Consider the following 18,407-nt stretch of genomic DNA (forward strand, 5'->3'; position numbering starts at 1 on the left):
GTTTTTTTGATTAAAGAATGAATGAGGAAGAAGCATAAAATAAGATTACCCTTTTCAAATACTTGCTGCTGCAGCAACGTGTGAGAAAATTTACTGTTTAAAAAATAAAATGAAGAATAGTAGATTGTGACGTGTTTCAATCATAAAAAATGCCTGACATCAATGATGGACAGGCATTTTCGTATTATGTTGAATTGCTTTTGACTGAAACCTAAAGTTAAGTGGTAGCACATACGGCACCGTAATGAATAACACCATGATAACAAATGGAGAAGATACTATCCCACCGCTAAGGCCAATGACATATAGTAACGGGAACAGTATAAGTGTAGCTGGAATGATATACACGAAAGACATAAGAAATGCAACCGTTCCTTTAGCGTTACAAGCTAGTTGAATACTTAAAGTAAAGGATTGTAGAATTACAGTAATAGCGAACAAGTAGTGAGAGTTAGGTAAATACAACGTACATAACCCTGTTAAAACAAATCCTATTAGTAAATTTGCTAGTATAATATCTAGTATAGTAAGTATCTTAACTCTGTTTGCAAGCTTGCTAACTAGCTTGAATTTACGGGAAACAAACGTCATAATAGTTACTACTAAAAGCCCTATGGCAATCGGAATTAAAACTGCTACGAGCGAAAATAACTGATAAACTGCGATACAGGCTATTATTAATGTTGCCATAAAGAAGATGGCTATCATAGACACAACGGCAGTTATAAGCCAAGTTCTAATGTTGGTAACGGAAATGACTTGCTTTTTTATCGCTAAAAGAAAAACTAAGATAGTTAATACGAGAGCTATACCGCTCAAAATCAGGTTGTAATCTGCCTTATACATCACAGTGTGATAACCAAAGAGGTTGAAGTAGACAGCTTTTTCTTCGGTTTGTTTTGATTGGAAATCAATGTTTCCAAAATGCTCGGCTAGTTCTGTTGCGTATAATCCATTATGCTGAACTGAGGATAGTGTAACACTTTCTATGGTATCACTTGCGTTATGATATACCTCAAAGCCTTCGTTGTAAGAAAAATTCAAACCTTTTACACCTTCTTTTTTAAAAGGTTCATAATCTGTGTAGTTAGGCAATAGTTTGTAAATGTCATTTAAGAAGGAATATCCATACGGTTTTGATGAGGCAGCAAGATATTCTTTAACTATTTCATAATTGTTTTCGTTTGTTTCAAATAGCATAGATTTTCCTTTATTGCCCCGTGCTTCTAGGTTTACGACTAATCCGATGTCTTCGAGGTTATTGCTCTTCGCATACGCTGTTGAACCTAAGACTCCATATTCTTCACCATCGGTAAAGAAAAAGGTGACATCATTTTTTAAAGGTGCAGAGTTCTTTAATATTTTCAATGTTTCTATCATAATGGCGACACCTTGTGCATTGTCATTTGCCCCAGGGCCTTCATCAACTGAATCATAATGAGACATGAACAAAATTTCGCCCGTGTTATCGGTTCCTTTTATTGTAGTAGTTATATTATAAACGTCAATCATGCGATCCTCATACTTATGTTTAACGGTATGAAAACCTTCATTTACCACAAAGCCAAGTCCTTCAATTTGTGATTTAATATACTGCCGTACTTCTTTATTATAAGCTGACCCTGCTGGACGAGGTTGCTGTGCTATTTTTTGAATATGTTCCAGGGCATATTCTGCTGAAAATTCGGTTGGTGCTGTGTCTTCCTTTTTTGGAACATGAGCTTCGGGGGTCATAACATGGTTCGCATATATGACGCCAACAATTACAAGTAGATAAAATGTCCATGCGAGTATATTTTTTATTTTCACGTTATACTGTCCTTTCGTTTTTAAATTAACTGACCATCTGAACAAGAAATAGACATCGAGCACCCAGTTTTTTATTTAATCTGATCAACGACATCTTTAATTACATCTATTACTAACTGCGGTTCATCATGGATAATATAATGACCACTGTTTTTGGCGACGATCAATTGACTGTTCGAAGAGATTTGAAGTGTTTGTTCTTGTTGTTGTTGCCACACATCTTCCATTATTTGTGATTGCTCTTGAGTCAATCCTACTAATGTTAAATCTTCTGGCTGCCCATGTGTTAAAATTCGTAAAGGTATGTCACCTAATGATTGATTACGGATGGCATCTTCTGTTACAGCCATGTCTCTTAATTCGGCTTCTCTCGCTTCGAAAAATTTGGGGCGCAGTTCAATATTTATAGATTCTTCCATTTCAGGGTTTCCCATGTTTAATAAGCGAATAACACCTGTTTGTTTTAATAAAGTTAAAATATGCTTTGCAGGATAGCCGGATAAAACTGGATCAAAACCAGCTGCAAGAAGGATAGGGTTTGTTTCCTTTGAATAATCCTCGTGTCTTGCGTCTATTAGAACGATTCCTTCCACCTCATCACTGTATGTTTGTGCAAACAATCTTGTGTACATGCCACCTAATGAATGACCCGCTACGATATATGGCCCTTCAATGTTTTCTTTCTTTAAGGCCGTATAAAGCTCTTTCACGATATTCTCACCGGTACGTTCCGTTGTTGCTTTTTCACTCCACCCATAGCCACCACGGTCATATGTTACGACTGTAGTAAATTTAGCTAGTTCTTTCGGGATATCATTCCATACGTTTGCAGTAGATCCACTTGCTGTTTCTAGAATAATAGTTGGTGATCCACTACCTTGCTTATGAATGTGAAGATCAAAGTCACCTACATTTACTAGTTTTCCTGGTGGAGGTGATTGTTTGACACCGATATAGCTTGAGACAGCTTCGTAGACCACTCCCGCAGCTACAAGAAAAATCAAAAAGCTGCATATACCTAAAAGTATTTTTTTCCATAGGTTCATTCGTTTTGTTGTTTGTAATTCCATGTGTTTCATTCCTCCTAATTGTTTCGTTACATTTACTATAAAAAAATAAAGTCACTACGCTGTAGTAACTACAATCACTAAAAAAGTCATAACAATATTGTGTTGAAACTAACTAAAAGGGTAGTTGCATCATAAAAAAGCCCAAACACTCATTACGGAGTGTTTGGGCTTTGAAGAGATGTAATAGTGAGGCGACTATATGGGATGTCGCGAGTATCGAAAACTGTCTCTGTCATATCATATAATGTTTTATTAAAAAATTGGACAAGAAGCCAGTTAATCATACTAGAATCTTCACGTACATGTACTTTATCTACAATTTGTAAAATGGGGCTAAACATATAGAAATCATTGAAGCTTAAATGCTTAAGATCGGTAAAAACTGCCTCGTACCCACCATAATGTGAGAAAATTTGTTTTCTATTTTCTAGCTTGCTATTTAACTCGTTGAATTGCTGTAAAGTTAAGCCTAAGCTTGCTAGTTCTTCCTGAGTAGGTGTTAATGTAAGACTTGCTTGTTCTTCTTTCACTTTCATGAATAAAAAAGGTTTTTTTGTATCTGCTCCCTCTTGAACATGGCCGAAAAAAGTACCGTCCATATTGACACCAGCTTTTATCCGTTCGTCCGTTAATAATGTTTGAAATACTGCTGCACCACCAAAGGAGTGTCCGAGAACCCCGACTTTTTCGACATTGAGTGTACCTGCAAATAAAGGATCATATTGCAGAGAGTTTAATATGAAATCAAGGGCTTGTTGCTGATCTTTCATCCACACAGATGAAATAATGTTATCCCACTCTTCGAGTTCTAGTGGGTTTGGAAGGGCTGCTGTAGAAAAAATTACTTTGTCGTCTGGTAAAATAGTGAGATTAGAGTAATACGTATGGTCAATGGCGGCTACAATGAAGCCGTTACTTGCAAGGTTTTCAGCTATGCTAGTCATCATCGAGCTGTTACCAGGTAATCCGTGTGAAAGCAAAACGACAGGGAACCTTTGCTCAGATTCAGCAACTGCACCAGATGTAAAACTATTTGTTGTTACATCACTTAAGTAAGATAGAAAGAAAGATGGAATTTGATAGTGATTAGCGATCGCTTCTTTTACTTTTGGTGTCATCTTTACATACGGTACTAATGCTGCTGAGGAATCCTCGGTTGGATACCAAATGGAAACAGGGAGTTCACGTGTGTCAGTTTGATCTGTTGTGGCTACTTCCTTACGTGTCGGATCTTTCAGATGATACGAAACCTTTGCTACATCATAAATTCCTGAAGGCTCTGGTAAAGTAAAAATAGGCACAATAATCGGAAGTAGGATAGCGACTGGCACCCATATAATTAAAAAAAATGATATCACTACACGTGACCATAAAGTGGAGAACTGAGGTCTCGTCAAAATGATATAAACTACAAAACTCCCTAGAATATAGGCAGGAATCATCTGCCATCGATACCCTTCAAATAGAAGGTGTGTAACAACCAAACATAAGATTCCTATATTGGCTAAATAGTGAAAGAGCATTATTTTTCTCGGTAAAGCAAAAAACATTAAGGCTGCTAAAACAACAAATGCAATGTAAGCCAACTCTAAAGTTCTCATAAATAACAGTCCCTTCTAAACGTATGAGAAAGAAAAAAATTATATATTCGCAGCTCAGCTAGCATTTATCTTGTATAGTCCTTTCTCTCTATAGAGAAGGTGAGTAGGTGATTAGAGAACTCTTATCTATACTATTTAATGTTCGCTAGCCTGTGCCCTGTTGTTAATGCATTCAATATATCTTTTTAAAGTCACATTGGATAGTGAAGTGCGTCATAAATAAAGTCATACAGTTAAAGAAAAAGGGAAGCCAATGAAGCTATTTATAGCCCTTGCACCCTTTCTAATCCATAAAAAAATGGGAAAATCCCGATCAGGCTGTTAAAGCGTGCCCCTAGGAAAGTTCCCAATCTCCAATATTTCACTTTTCATTTAACTTATTTAGTGCGCCGATCCGGTCATTTACATCTAGCTTCACATATATTTTTGAAACGTAATTTTTTACTGTCCCTTCTGTTAAAAAAAGCTTCTGAGAGATTTCACGGTTGCTTAAACCATTTGCGATGGCTTGCAAAATTTGTCCTTCTCGCTCGGATAACCCGTACCTTTTAAACAGAGATTCTTCTTTATTATCGTTAGGGATGTTAGCAAGAAGTTGCTTTGCCAAGCCTTGATTTATCAATGTTTCACCACGATGAACGAGGCGGATGCTAGCAGCTAAATCTTTAGGATGAATCGCTTTTAATAAATATCCTTCGGCTCCATAGCTTAGTGCTGTTTTTACATATTGAACTTCCTCAAATGTAGTTAGAATAATTATTTGAACGTCTGGCCATCTGTCTTTTATAGCTTTAGTTGCTTCAATGCCATCCATAACAGGCATATTAATATCCATTAAGATAACGTCAGGTTGTTGTGTTTCACAAGCTTTTATTGCTTCTTTGCCGTTCGTGACGGATCCGATTAAATTAAAATCCTCTTCCATTGCTAAAATGATATGTAAGCTTTCTCTAATTAACTCTTGGTCATCCACTAACAATAGCTTTATTTGACTCATATTGACCCTCCTCTTTTATAGGTATAATGCATGTTAAAAGTGTACCTGTCGCTTCATCTGATTTAACAGTGAGCTCTCCGTTTACTAACGATAATCGATCTTTCATCATTTGTAGACCAAAACCAAATTGTAGCTCCTCGTTGCCTTTCCCGTTATCATGAACGATTAAGCGAATTTCTGTCATGTTAAAATACAGCAACACAGTTACTTTAGTTGCTTCTCCATGTCTTTTAGCATTCGTCAAAGCCTCTTGTAAACAACGATTTAGTATAATGCCGATTGAACGAGTGACGGTATATTCTCTTCCTGTTGTTTGCACAGACACCTCTGTGTTCGTATACTCGGAAAACTCTTTTGCAAGGTTTTCGAGTTTACTAGAGAGTGATAGCTGTTCATCTTCACGGGCCATGTTATGTATTTGTGCACGTACCTCCTGAAGACTAGTTTTTGTAGCATTACGTAATTTTTCTAATCTCTCTTTTGCCGTTTCGGGGGAGTAATCTATAAGGTAGATTGCTGCATCAATTCCAACGATAACAGATGTAAAGGTATGACCAACGGTGTCATGTAGTTCTCCAGCAATTCTGTTTCGTTCAGACTCTAGAGTAAGTTCCTCTACTTTGTTAGCATATTGCTCTAATGCTCTATTTTGCGTATGAATGATTGTTGTTTGCTCTTCATTTTCCTCTAATAGTTTTTTCATCGTACTTTGTGTGTGTAGCAGACGATTAAACATATACCCAAAGGTAAAAAGCATAATTAACACAAATAGATTATTAAGAACATCAACGAAAGCGATATCTAGGTAAACCACACATGCTGTCAAGATCAGTAAGATGATGGGACTAAAGATAAGCGTATGTTTCCTTGCGATAAAACCAATGACGAGTGCAGGCATCATAAGCAAGGTAAACCCGGATGATGTCTTTAAGAAGAAAGTGAAGTATATATAAAAACTCCCTACTAAAAGAAACTCCGTTATTGCGAACAATACATCGTGAATATAGCGAGGATTCCAGAAAAGGTGTGGGGCAAACACACATAAGAAAAACCATAAAAAGAAAAATGCCTCATCCATCCCCATTTCTGAAGGGTTACTACTAAAATAAACAATACCAGTACCATAGAAAAATAATCGAACGAATGTTAATACGTAATCAATCCACATCCATTTTCTTATTGAATTCATGTAATGCCCATCCTTATAGGTAAAATATATTGCTTCATAATTTTAACAGACGAATCGTTATACAGAAACTATATTTTTTATAATTTTTTGTAAATATATAGGGGAAAATCAGGTGTTGGTCATATGAAAGAGTAGGAGAATATATGACTTATGATATGACTAGCGTTACTTATGTATATGGCTGTGACCGGGGTATGATGTTGACAGATAATCAATGGAAGCGAGGATTGTACAATGTCAAATTCAGTATTACAGCTAAAAAACGTGTCAAAGACAATTAAGGGAAAAACAATCATCAATGCCCTTTCTTTTGAGGTGATGAGAGGAGAGGTGTTTGGGTTCCTAGGTCCTAATGGTGCGGGGAAAACAACATCAATACGTATGATGGTAGGGCTTATGCAGATTACTTCGGGTCAGATTTTAATAGATGGAACATGTGTACAGAAAAATTTCGAAGAGGCCATGAAGAAAGTGGGAGCGATAGTCGAAAACCCAGAAATGTATAAGTATTTATCTGGGTATAAGAACTTGGTTCACTTCGCCAACATGTATAAGGGAATTTCAAAAGAGCGCATTGAAGAAGTTATTAAGCTAGTAGGGTTAGAAAAACGTATCCACGATAAGGTTAAGACATACTCATTAGGTATGAGACAAAGACTTGGTGTTGCACAAGCTTTATTACACAAACCTTCATTGCTTATTCTCGATGAGCCAACAAACGGACTTGATCCAGCAGGTATTCGTGAACTGCGCGACTATTTACGGACACTGGCTAAATCAGAGGGGATTTCTGTTCTTGTTTCTAGTCACCTTTTATCAGAAATGGAGCTTATGTGTGACCGTGTAGCAATTATTCAAAATGGTGCGCTCGTTTCAATTCAAGACATTACGAGAGAAGAGCGTCATTCGAATAATGTAAGTGTGCAATTGACAAAAGAGAAGAAGGCGTATCCGTATTTATTCACGGTGCAAAATCCGGAGAAAGCAAAGGAAATTTTAGTAGATTATGATGTCACCATCGTTAATGAAGGGTTAGAAATACAAATCACCTTTGAGGAGGTAGCGAGGGTAAATAAGCTGCTTACATTAGCAGATGTTTCGGTGTACGGTATTCGTCCAGCAACAAAAACATTAGAGGATAGATTCCTAGAAATTACAAGAGGTGAGGGCATTGTTTAAATTAATAAGTAATGAGAATATGAAACTATATTCAAAGATAAGTACATGGGTCATGGTCGGAATATTACTAGTCGGTATTTTGATTGCAATTGCAGTTACAAAAGTAGTATCGAATCCAGCCGATTGGAAGAAAGATATGCAAAGTCAAATAGAGATGCAGCAAGTTGAATTGGAATCAGTAAGAAATATGGTGCCAGCAGAAGCCCTTGCAGAGATGGAACGAGAAATTCAACTAAATCAATACAGAGTAGACAATGACATCATGCCTATGACTACGACAGTATGGGGCATTACATTACAAATGAGCCTGTACTTTATTCAATTAGTGACATTGTTTGCAGCTATTGTAGGAGGCAGTATTGTAGCGGAGGAGTTTTCTGCAGGTACGGTTAAAATGCTTTTAATTAGGCCGTTTAACAGAATAAAAATATTGATTTCTAAGTATATCACTACACTGTTGTATGCCGTGTTTATGCTCGGACTGTTATTCTCGACATCATTTGTGTTAGGTGGCATTTTGTTTGGATTTAGTGAAGCTAGTGCTCCATTCCTTTATGTAGACCAAAGTGGCATTGTACAGGAAGGAAACATGATTGGATATGCATTAAAAACATACGGCTTACAGTCGATCCAGCTTATTATGATTGTTACTATAGCCTTTATGATTTCTACTATCTTTAGAAATAGTGCCTTAGCAATTGGGTTATCAATATTCATTTTATTTACAGGCACAAGCATCGCTATGCTACTTAGCCAGCTTAATCAAAATTGGGGCAAATACTTTTTATTTTCAAATACAGATTTAACACAATATTTAACAAACACACCACTTTTTGAAGGTACATCCATGGGGTTCTCGGTCATCATGTTAGTAATATATTTTGTTTTATTTATGGGTATGTCATGGTTCATCTTTAAAAAGAGAGATGTGGCCGCTTAATGTAAAAGCTACAAGATTCCGACGGGGATTTTGTAGCTTTTTTATTATTGTAAGGTTGACAGTGCGCTGAAGATTGATGCAAGAATATGTCAAATTGGTGAATATCGACACAGAAGTGGTAATAATCGACACGGAACTGGTAGATATTCGACACAGAAGTGGTAGAATATCGACACGAAACCTGTAGATAATCGACACAAAAGTGGTAGAAATGCAACATGGGACGACGTACACTTAGCTTATAGGGAGGAATAACTATGGCTCATATCGTTGAATTGGTAATAGATGCAAAGGCGAAGCTTGGTGAGGGACCTTGTTGGGATAAACAGACAAAGCGTTTGTACTGGGTTGATATTGAAGGGAAGTATGTACATGTGTATGACTCGGTGACAAATATAAACCGGAGTATATCCGTAAGTCAAATGATCGGGGCGGTTGTGCCGCGTAATGAAAATGAAGTGATAGTGGCAGCAGAGGACGGCTTTTACATATTAAACTTAGAAACAGAGGAAACAAAAGCGATTGCTGACCCTGAGTCACACTTACCGAACAATCGTTTTAATGATGGCAAATGTGATGAAATGGGGAGATTTTGGGCAGGGACAATGGATCGTTCTTTTAAAAAAGGACAAGGTGCCTTATATTGCTTAGACACTGACCATAAGGTAGCTACGAAATGGGAAAACGTAAGTATTTCAAACGGATTAGCGTGGTCACCTGATAACCGTTATATGTATTATATCGATACGCCTACACGTTGCGTTGTTCGGTTTGATTTTGACATAGAACAAGCGCATATATCGAATCCTACTACTGTTATTAGTTTTTCAGAAGAGACAGAGGGGATGCCTGATGGAATGACAATAGACGAGGAAGGTATGCTATGGATTGCGCATTGGGGTGGGGCGCAAATTTCAAGATGGGATCCTTCTTCTGGTACACAGTTAGATTCGATTTCTATACCTGCTTTGAATGTAACGTCATGTGCCTTCGGTGGAGACGATTTAAGTGAGCTATTCGTTACAACAGCTAGAGGAGAAATGACAAAAGAGCAATTAGAAAAATATCCGTATACGGGTGGTGTATTTAAAGTGGTGCCAGGTATAAAGGGTACTCGAACATACTCATATCAGGGGTAGAAAAATGTCGTGAAATATTCATTAATCAACTAGCATAATATCTCCTTATTAGACAAAAAGTAAATTTGTACTAAATGAAGGAGGGATATCCAGCATGTCACATTTAAATGAACTTGAACTTCAAAATCTACGTCACATGATAGGTGGGCATGAAACACTTGCTACAAAATTAGATACATATGCTCAACAATGCCATGACCCACAGATTAAAAACATGCTTCAAAGACACGCACAAAGTGCACGTCAAACACAACAACAGCTTATGTCATTCTTAGGATAGGAGGAAGATAACATGTTAAATGAAAAGGATATGGTCGCTGATTATTTATCACAGTTAAATGCAAGTTTAGGAAGCTATGCACAAGTCATTGCACAATCCGATAATAAACAGCTTCGCGACACATTCGTGCAAATTCGTAACCAAGATGAACAAAAGCAGTGGGAGGTTTATCAAGCTGCTTTACAACGCAATTATTATACGCCAGCGTCCAAAGCCAGTCATCAGGATGTTCAACAGGTGAAGCAGCAATTTATGCAAGGAAATCAGCAGTCTCAGATGAACCAACAAATGATGAACCAACAAATGAACCAAAACATGATGTACACATATAATCAAAATCCATATCCACAACATAATATGACTGATCAACATCGTTATCAGTAAAAACAAAGAAGCCACAAGGTTCTCGCATAAAGAACCTTGTGGCTTTTTTATTATGGTGTTATATTCACGATAATTTTTGAACCGTTTAGGTGTTAATGAAAAAGGGTATTTTAATGCCTTTAAGGAAAATACTATTAGTAATAATATGAAAGAGGGTAAAAAAGTGGTTTATATTTTATTAATTTTGGGCTTTGTATTATTGATTAAAGGTGCGGATTTTTTTGTGGATGGTTCTTCAAACATTGCACGAGCATTTCATGTTTCTCCGTTATTAATTGGCCTAACTATTGTAGCGTTCGGAACGAGTTCTCCAGAAGCAACAGTAAGTATTATTGCTGCATTAGAAGAAAATGCTGGAGTAGCCATTGGAAATATTGTGGGTAGTAATATTTTTAATATTACTTTAGTAGTGGGAGTGGCTGCATTAATTAACCCATTAAAAGTGGAAAGCGAAACGATTAGAAAAGAAATTCCATTTACGTTGTTAGCTAGTATTGCTTTACTGATTTTAGTTAGTGATGTCACACTTCAAGCTGTCAGTGAAAACCTGATTACAAGAGGAGACGGCTTAGTTATTTTACTTTTTTTCATCATTTTTTTGTACTATATATTTGAAGTCGCAAGGAATAATCGAGAAAAGATTAAGGAGGAAAATAAAGGACAGGAGTCCACTTCATGGGGCAAGAATATTTCACTTACTATTGGTGGTCTTGTTGGAATTATATTGGGTGGAGAGTTAGTTGTAAATAATGCAACTGAAATTGCACTGTTCTTTGGAATGAGTGAAACTTTAGTTGGTTTAACTATTGTAGCAGTAGGGACGTCTTTACCAGAATTGATAACATCTATTACTGCTGCGGTAAAGAAAGAAAGTGAAATAGCTTTAGGTAATATCGTAGGAAGTAACATCTTTAATATTTTATTTGTACTTGGAACTACTGCAGTCATCCATCCACTCACTGTAAATAGTAAGATAATAGTTGATATTTTTATTATGATTTTACTAACAGTTATATTGCTTATCTTTTCAAGAACAAACTTTAAAATTGGGAAATTTGAAGGAATGTTTCTAGTCGTTGCATATATTCTTTATATAATATTTGTTATTATAAGAAATTAATTTGAAAATAAAGTACTGTGTATTTTGTAATAATTTTTTAAAAATATGATGCTTTTTAAAACAGCTGGAGGGAGGCGATTAGTTCTATGAAAAATCGCCTTCACGTCCACCTTCTGTGGTCCTAATGCTTTAGTAGTTATATTCTTATTATGTGGAATGCTCAAAGATTAGTATATGATATGTATTGTTATGCAGCTCATGTCGAGAAGAAATTGTATCATCATGTGCTGTAGCTGTTAAACTAACTTTTTTAAGCCATTCCTAGTTTAGGTGATATGTTCCAAAATAGACCCTTACTATACTATTAAATATGTTTTCCGACATTCTCTCTTTTAACAAACTGTGTAACTATTTGTGTATGTCTTTTATTTAAGAAAAACACTAGAAATATCCAAATACTAGTGTATAATCAATGTTAGTCGAAAAAACAAAATATTTGGAATGAAATTAGGTGTCTTCTTAAATCGAAGACTTAATAGGGAAGTTGGTGAAATTCCAACGCGGTCCCGCCACTGTAAATGCGAGTGAGCTGCCAGAAACCACTGTACAAGCTAGTATGGGAAGGAGCAGCAAGCAATGACCATGAGCCAGGAGACCTGCCTAGTTTTAGTGCACCAAATAACCTACGAGGATAGGGAGGTGTATGTCGGACGTGTGTGTATACATTTGTGTACACATGGCTGCTGTAGTCTAACATACAACATCTCCTTGCAATTAGGAGATGTTTTTTAATTTAGCGCGGGGGGGTTAAACGAACTTGTATGAAGCGCGTTTATACGTTTTGCTCACCCAAGCATGCTAAGAGGACTTTTTAACATGAAAAAATATATAGGGGGAAACATGATGCAAAAGAAGCTGTTTTTATGGATGTTGCCATTTTTATTATTTTTTGGAATTCTGACAGGCTGCAGCGATGTGAAAGAACCTGCCCAAGAAGAAACGAAGAGTGAAGAAAGTACAGCAACAACTGATCCAGTTACTGAACCAGCAGAAGAGGAAGCAGCGCAACCAGCTTTTCCTGTAACAGTGACGGATGCCCTCGATTATGAGGTTGTGTTGGAAGAAGTACCAGAAAGAATCGTTACTTTAATTCCGAGTAACACTGAGATCTTGTATGCGTTAGGTCGTGGAGAAACCGTTGTTGGTGTGACTGATTTTGATAACTACCCTGAAGAAGTGCTGAATACAGAAAAAATTGGCGGCATGGAGTTTAATGTTGAAAAGATAATTTCATTAAACCCGAACCTTGTGTTAGCGCACGAATCAAGCGCTTCATTTGCTGAACAAGGTTTACAACAGCTGCGTGATGCAGGAATCAAAGTATTTATCGTAAATAATGCTGAAAATTTCGAGCAAGTGTTCCAAACCATTTCGGAGCTTGGTCAGTTAACAGGAGCAACAAAAGAAGCCGACACTTTAGTGGCAGATCTTAGCGCAAGACTTGATGCTGTAAAAGAAAAAGCAGCACAGGTTGATGTAAAACGAAAAGTGTTTGTAGAAGTGTCGCCGGCCCCAGAAATTTATACAGCAGGTAACAACACTTTTATGCACGAGATGCTGACAATTATTAATGCCGAGAATGCAGCAGGTGATCAAGAGGGCTGGATAAAGGTGGATCAAGAAGCTATTTTGGCGATTAATCCGGATGTTATTATCACAACATATGGATATTATTCAGAAAATCCAATGGAGCAAGTAAAAAGTCGTGATGGTTGGCAGGATGTAACGGCTGTAAAGAATAATCAAGTGATTGATGTACACTCAGATTTAGTAACTCGTCAAGGACCGCGTATTATCGAAGGGGTAGAGGAACTTGCAAAAGCCATATATCCAGACATTTTTACAAACTAAATTTAATGCTTATACGATGGCAGCGTTGTTTCTTGTCGTAGCAGTGTTATTAGGTATCTCGATAGGGACCGTTTATATTCCGATACAAGATGTGATTCAAATTATCGGTGCGCATGTATTTCCGTTTTTTTCGTCACAGCATATTGAAACAAATTATATAAATATAGTCATGAATATACGTTTACCACGCGTGGTGTTAGCAGGTCTTGTGGGGGCTTCTCTTGCGATTGCAGGAGCGGCCTTTCAAGGTCTTTTACGAAATCCTCTTGCAGATCCTTATACGCTAGGTGTATCATCTGGTGCATCTGTTGGAGCTGTGTTGACTATTTTCTTTCATTTATCTATTCCGTTTCTACATACATTTACTCTCCCGGTTATGAGTATTCTGTTTTCAATTTTTACGATTTTTATTGTGTTAGCATTCGCGAAACGTGTGGAGCGTTCGATGAGAGTGGAGACTATTATTTTAACAGGCATCATTTTTAGTTCATTTTTAGGTGCTACACTCTCACTTATGATTGCCTTAACTGGCGAGGAGCTAAGACAAATTATCAGCTGGCTTCTTGGTAGTGTATCGATGCGAGGGTGGACTTACATAACATTGATATTACCGTTTTTTATTATCGGCTCCATTGTTTTGCTGGTGAACGGGCACGAGCTAAATGCGATGTCGTTTGGTGAGGAGCGTGCACACCACCTTGGAGTAAATGTACAAACACGAAAGTTAACTGTGCTTATAGCTGGATCTATTTTAACAGGAGCAGCCGTCGCTGTTTCAGGCACGATTGGATTTGTTGGTTTAGTCATTCCTCATCTAACAAGACTGTTGTGGGGACCAGATCATCGTCACCTGCTTCCTTTATCAATTTTAACGGGAAGTGGCTTTCTTATATTAGCTGACTTGTTAGCACGAACAATTATTGCACCAACAGAGCTGCCAATTGGTGTTATTACATCACTAATTGGAGCGCCTGTATTTGCCATTATTTTATTAAAAAGAAAATCTGAAAGAAGTGTATAAGCATGTTAACAGTCGACAAGGTAACGGGAGGATATGCCGGAGATACAATATTGCACGATATTTCGTTTCAAGTGGAGTCAGGAGAGCTTTATGGTATCTTAGGACCGAATGGAAGCGGGAAAACAACGCTGTTAAAAATGATTAGTGGTATTCTGCCGTTACAAAATGGGTCGATTTTTTTGAAAAATAAAGATGTGGTAGCCTTCTCGGCTAAACAGCTTGCTAAGCTTGTAGCTGTGCTACCTCAAGAAACCTCCCAGGCTTTCTCTTATTCTGTTAAGGACACAGTTTCGCTTGGACGATATGCCCATCAACATGGCTGGTTTCAAACGTGGAGCCGCCATGACGAAGAAGTGGTGCAGCGTGTGATGGAGCATACGGGCATTACTGCTTTTCAGCACCGTAACATTCAAGAGTTATCGGGAGGCGAAAGACAGCGCGTTTATTTAGCGCAAGCATTAGCGCAAGAGCCAGAGCTGTTATTACTGGATGAACCGACAAATCACTTAGATTTGTCATTTCAAAAAGAGTTACTCGACCTTTTAAAAAGCTGGACGCAACAACAGGCGCTGACCGTGGTTTCCATATTTCATGATTTAAATTTAGCTGGCTTGTATTGTGACAAGCTATTATTACTTGAAAATGGAAAGGTGTATGCGGAAGGTGCTCCTAGTGAGGTTCTTAAAGAACATAAAATTAAAAGTGTTTATAAAACGGATATAAAAAAGCACCCTCATCCGAATGTCCCGGTGCCACAATTAATGCTTTTACCTAAATGGGGACATGAAGAAGAATCAAAGCAGAATGAGATCGAACCAACGATGCTTCAAGTGACAGAGGAACGTATTGTCCTACAAGCAAAAACACCTCTACGAGTGATGTCATCAGGTGTCGTAGGGGCTGGTGTTGGCTGGTATACGACATTTGTTAACCGACGTGTAGATGTGTATTACGATCACACAGATCATCGTACAGAAATGAGGCAGTATCTCGAACGACATGGTTATACATCGAATAAAACAGTCGGGATGATGACGGCCGTATGCTTAGAGGATGTGGCCTTTACATATCTTCAAGATAATACGCAGTCATTTTCGATGTTCGTTGTCGTAACAGCAGGAGTCGGAAATGCGATTGATGCATCGAAAAGTAGTCAGCATAGCTATGATTATAAGCCAGGAACAATCAACACGTGGATTTTTATAAATGGACATTTAACCGAAGAGGCCTTCATTCAAAGTATTATGACAGCAACAGAAGCAAAGGTAAAAGCCTTACATGATCAAAAAGTACGAGATAAAGTGACAGGTACGCTTGCAACGGGAACACCTACAGATAGTATTCTTGTGGCCGCTACGCAAAAAGGGGTGGAACTTGAATATGCGGGAACAATTACACCTTTAGGAAAAATGATAAGTAAAGGTGTATACGATTGTATAGCAGAGGCAATCGGAAAGTATCGTCGCAGACATGGTATACTATAAGGAAAAGTGTGTGCCACAACGGTAAGGGAGTGGGAAAGAGATGATAAAAGCGATTGTGTTTGATTTTGATGGATTGATTATTGATACAGAGTCACTTTGGTATGAGGCGTATAACGAGCTTTTGCAAGAGTATGATATGGATCTACCAATGGAAGTGTTTACAGCGTGCATTGGTTCTACAGATGAGCCGTTTATAACATATTATGAATCACATCCACGAAAGCAGTTGGAGTATGTGGAGTTAAGTAAGCTAGCAGGTAAGTTGCATAAGGAAAAAGCAAAGCACCTTGAGCTTCGCGAAGGCGTTCTTGATTATTTGCACGATGCTAAGCGTCTTGGACTAAAGATTGGTCTCGCATCCAGCTCTTCATGGGTGAACATTGAGCATTATTTACGTCGCTTTGACATTTATGATTACTTTGACGCGTTCCGAACAAAGGATGATGTTGAACGCGTTAAACCTGATCCTGCGTTGTATGTGAAGGCTGTTGAAGCGCTGGGAGTAGAGCCTCACGAAGCCGTTGCGTTTGAAGACTCATTGAACGGATTAGTAGCTGCAAGAAAAGCGGGTTTACATGGTGTAATTGTACCGAACGCTGTTACAGCAGAATTACCGTTTACTGATTATGCATTGAGATTATCGTCTATGAAGGCAAAAAGTTTAGAAGAGGTTATAAATAGTTTGTAAATGATTAAAATTACGGAAACCAGCTTACGTGGATAAGCTGGTTTTTTTTGCTTTACGGGGAAGTGGAGCAGCCTTGATAAAGGGTGAAATTAGAATATTTTTTCATTCAAGATCGTATTGAAAAATTAGAAGTAAACCTATAAATCTTTCATATAAGCATGAGTTTCAGAAGAAACCTAAAATCAAGAGTAAATGCTCGGACTGACATAGAAGAGTTTAGTGATTCATACTGTTTCATATAGACTGAATATAAAAATGGGGTGGGTGTACATGAAAGACGCTACTATTGACGGACCAAGAGCGAGTTTTATTGGTGGCCATCTTTTAGAGTTCCGCCAGGATCCGTTAGCTTTTTTAAATAAGCTGCGGGCTCATTACAAGGATGTTGCCAAAATTCGTTTTGGGAAAGAACCGATCTATGTGGTTATGAATCCAGATATGATCAAAGAGGTGTTAGTATCAAAGGCAGGGGTGTTTATTAAGTCGGAGGCATTTAACGAGTTGAAGCCGTTTTTGGGAGAAGGTTTGTTGACGAGTGAAGGCGACTTTCATATGCGTCAGCGCCGGATGATGCAGCCATCTTTCACAAAAAAGCATATTCAAGTGTACGCAGACACTATGAAGAATGTTGCGTATGAAGCGATTGAAAGCTGGCAGTCAGATAAAGAACGTATTATTAATGTAGATATGATGAACGTTGCGTTAGCGATTATTAGCAAAACGATGTTTAGTATGGATGTAAACGAAAGTCATGACACGATTGGGCCGCCCATTGATACTGGTATGCATATTGCAACAAAGCGCATGCGTGCTTTAGTAAAAATACCGCACAGTATACCTACGAAAGAAAATCAGCAATTTATGAATGCGATTAAAGTGTTAGACGGTGTTGTGTATGATATTATTCGCAGTCGCCGAGAAAGTACTGCTGAACATGATGATTTGTTAGGGATATTAATGGCGGCGCGTGATGAAGATGATCAAAGTAAAATGACCGACCAGCAGCTGCGAGATGAAGTGATGACGATTTTCTTAGCGGGACATGAGACAACAGCGAATGCGATGTCATGGGCGCTGTATTTGTTAGCGAAAAATCCAGTTGTTCAGGAAAAAGCGCATAAAGAATTGGACGATGTGTTAGGTGATAGACAGATAGAGTTAGAGGATGTTGAAAAACTATCGTATTTAAAACAGGTTATACAAGAGAGTTTACGGTTGTATCCTCCAGCGTGGATGTTTGGAAGAGAAGCATTAGAGGATGTGCAAATTGGTGAACTTCTTGTGCCAAAAGGGGAGACGGTGTTTGTGAGCCCTTATATTACACACCGACTTGATGAATATTTTGAAGAGCCTGATCAGTTTAACCCTGATCGTTTTAACAATGACTTTTTAAAAACAATTCCGTCGTATGCGTTCTTCCCATTCGGTGGAGGACCGCGGGTGTGTATTGGCAACCATTTTGCCATGCTTGAGGCAACTATTGTGTTAGCAACAGTATTGCAGCACTTTACATTTACAATGTCTTCAAGCATGGCAATCGTTGAACCGGAGCCGCTTATTACGTTACGACCAAAAGGCGGGTTACTTTTGCGTGTGAATAAGAGATTATAGCACATGATAGCAGCCTGATAGGGAGTTCTATCAGGTTGCTATCA

At 37.9% G+C, this 18,407-nt stretch carries 16 protein-coding genes and 1 riboswitch; of the genes, 11 read left to right on the forward strand and 5 right to left on the reverse strand.

Annotated elements, in window-relative coordinates; all coding sequences use genetic code 11:
- Window positions 1-159 precede the first annotated feature (159 nt).
- From EJF36_RS02110 to EJF36_RS02130, 5 genes are all read right to left on the reverse strand, one after another.
- Window positions 160-1,809: a M28 family peptidase gene (locus tag EJF36_RS02110; protein ID WP_125904785.1), complete on the reverse strand. Its 1,650-nt coding sequence runs from the start codon at window positions 1,807-1,809 to the stop codon at window positions 160-162.
- Window positions 1,810-1,880: 71 nt separating this feature from the next.
- Window positions 1,881-2,879 carry an alpha/beta hydrolase gene (locus EJF36_RS02115; RefSeq protein ID WP_260471805.1) on the reverse strand — a complete coding sequence of 333 codons (999 nt, stop codon included), beginning with the start codon at window positions 2,877-2,879 and terminating at the stop codon, window positions 1,881-1,883.
- Between the two features lie 152 nt (window positions 2,880-3,031).
- Window positions 3,032-4,480, reverse strand: a complete 1,449-nt coding sequence (locus EJF36_RS02120; protein ID WP_125904787.1) for an alpha/beta hydrolase family protein — start codon at window positions 4,478-4,480, stop codon at window positions 3,032-3,034.
- Between the two features lie 361 nt (window positions 4,481-4,841).
- Window positions 4,842-5,477, reverse strand: coding sequence for a response regulator transcription factor (locus tag EJF36_RS02125; protein WP_125904788.1), 636 nt, complete (start codon window positions 5,475-5,477; stop codon window positions 4,842-4,844).
- Entirely contained in the window at window positions 5,446-6,666 is a 1,221-nt protein-coding gene (locus EJF36_RS02130; RefSeq protein ID WP_125904789.1) for a sensor histidine kinase, read from the reverse strand. Before EJF36_RS02130 ends, EJF36_RS02125 begins: the two co-directional genes overlap by 32 nt.
- A gap of 234 nt (window positions 6,667-6,900) precedes the next feature.
- On the opposite strand from EJF36_RS02130, the gene EJF36_RS02135 reads away from it, so the two are divergent.
- The 11 genes from EJF36_RS02135 (at window position 6,901) to EJF36_RS02185 (ending at window position 18,363) form a co-directional block, all read left to right on the forward strand.
- Entirely contained in the window at window positions 6,901-7,845 is a 945-nt protein-coding gene (locus EJF36_RS02135) for an ABC transporter ATP-binding protein (protein WP_125904790.1), read from the forward strand.
- A complete protein-coding gene (locus EJF36_RS02140; RefSeq protein ID WP_125904791.1) occupies window positions 7,838-8,785 on the forward strand; it encodes an ABC transporter permease in 948 nt (315 codons plus the stop codon). Before EJF36_RS02135 ends, EJF36_RS02140 begins: the two co-directional genes overlap by 8 nt.
- 257 nt (window positions 8,786-9,042) lie before the next feature.
- Window positions 9,043-9,924 carry an SMP-30/gluconolactonase/LRE family protein gene (locus tag EJF36_RS02145; protein ID WP_125904792.1) on the forward strand — a complete coding sequence of 294 codons (882 nt, stop codon included), beginning with the start codon at window positions 9,043-9,045 and terminating at the stop codon, window positions 9,922-9,924.
- Window positions 9,925-10,018: 94 nt separating this feature from the next.
- Window positions 10,019-10,204 (forward strand): ferritin family protein, encoded by a 186-nt coding sequence (locus EJF36_RS02150; RefSeq protein ID WP_125904793.1) that lies wholly within the window; start codon window positions 10,019-10,021, stop codon window positions 10,202-10,204.
- Window positions 10,205-10,216: 12 nt separating this feature from the next.
- The gene (locus tag EJF36_RS22075) at window positions 10,217-10,588 is read left to right on the forward strand and encodes a spore coat protein (RefSeq protein ID WP_125904794.1); all 372 of its coding nucleotides are present in this window, start codon (window positions 10,217-10,219) and stop codon (window positions 10,586-10,588) included.
- A 163-nt stretch (window positions 10,589-10,751) separates the two neighbouring features.
- On the forward strand, window positions 10,752-11,708 hold the full coding sequence (locus EJF36_RS02160; protein ID WP_125908229.1) for a calcium/sodium antiporter: 957 nt from the start codon (window positions 10,752-10,754) through the stop codon (window positions 11,706-11,708).
- Window positions 11,709-12,140: 432 nt separating this feature from the next.
- A riboswitch (cobalamin riboswitch) is annotated at window positions 12,141-12,326 on the forward strand.
- Between the two features lie 222 nt (window positions 12,327-12,548).
- Window positions 12,549-13,559: an ABC transporter substrate-binding protein gene (locus tag EJF36_RS02165; RefSeq protein ID WP_125908230.1), complete on the forward strand. Its 1,011-nt coding sequence runs from the start codon at window positions 12,549-12,551 to the stop codon at window positions 13,557-13,559.
- Window positions 13,522-14,580, forward strand: a complete 1,059-nt coding sequence (locus EJF36_RS02170; RefSeq protein WP_125904795.1) for a FecCD family ABC transporter permease — start codon at window positions 13,522-13,524, stop codon at window positions 14,578-14,580. The genes EJF36_RS02165 and EJF36_RS02170 overlap by 38 nt, the downstream gene beginning before the upstream one ends.
- 2 nt (window positions 14,581-14,582) lie before the next feature.
- A complete protein-coding gene (locus EJF36_RS02175; protein ID WP_125904796.1) occupies window positions 14,583-16,064 on the forward strand; it encodes an adenosylcobinamide amidohydrolase in 1,482 nt (493 codons plus the stop codon).
- A 43-nt stretch (window positions 16,065-16,107) separates the two neighbouring features.
- Window positions 16,108-16,752 (forward strand): HAD family hydrolase, encoded by a 645-nt coding sequence (locus tag EJF36_RS02180; RefSeq protein ID WP_125908231.1) that lies wholly within the window; start codon window positions 16,108-16,110, stop codon window positions 16,750-16,752.
- 270 nt (window positions 16,753-17,022) lie between these two features.
- Entirely contained in the window at window positions 17,023-18,363 is a 1,341-nt protein-coding gene (locus EJF36_RS02185; protein ID WP_125904797.1) for a cytochrome P450, read from the forward strand.
- Window positions 18,364-18,407: the final 44 nt, after the last annotated feature.

Origin of the sequence: Bacillus sp. HMF5848 (assembly GCF_003944835.1) — a bacterium.
Taxonomy (GTDB): domain Bacteria; phylum Bacillota; class Bacilli; order Bacillales; family HMF5848; genus HMF5848.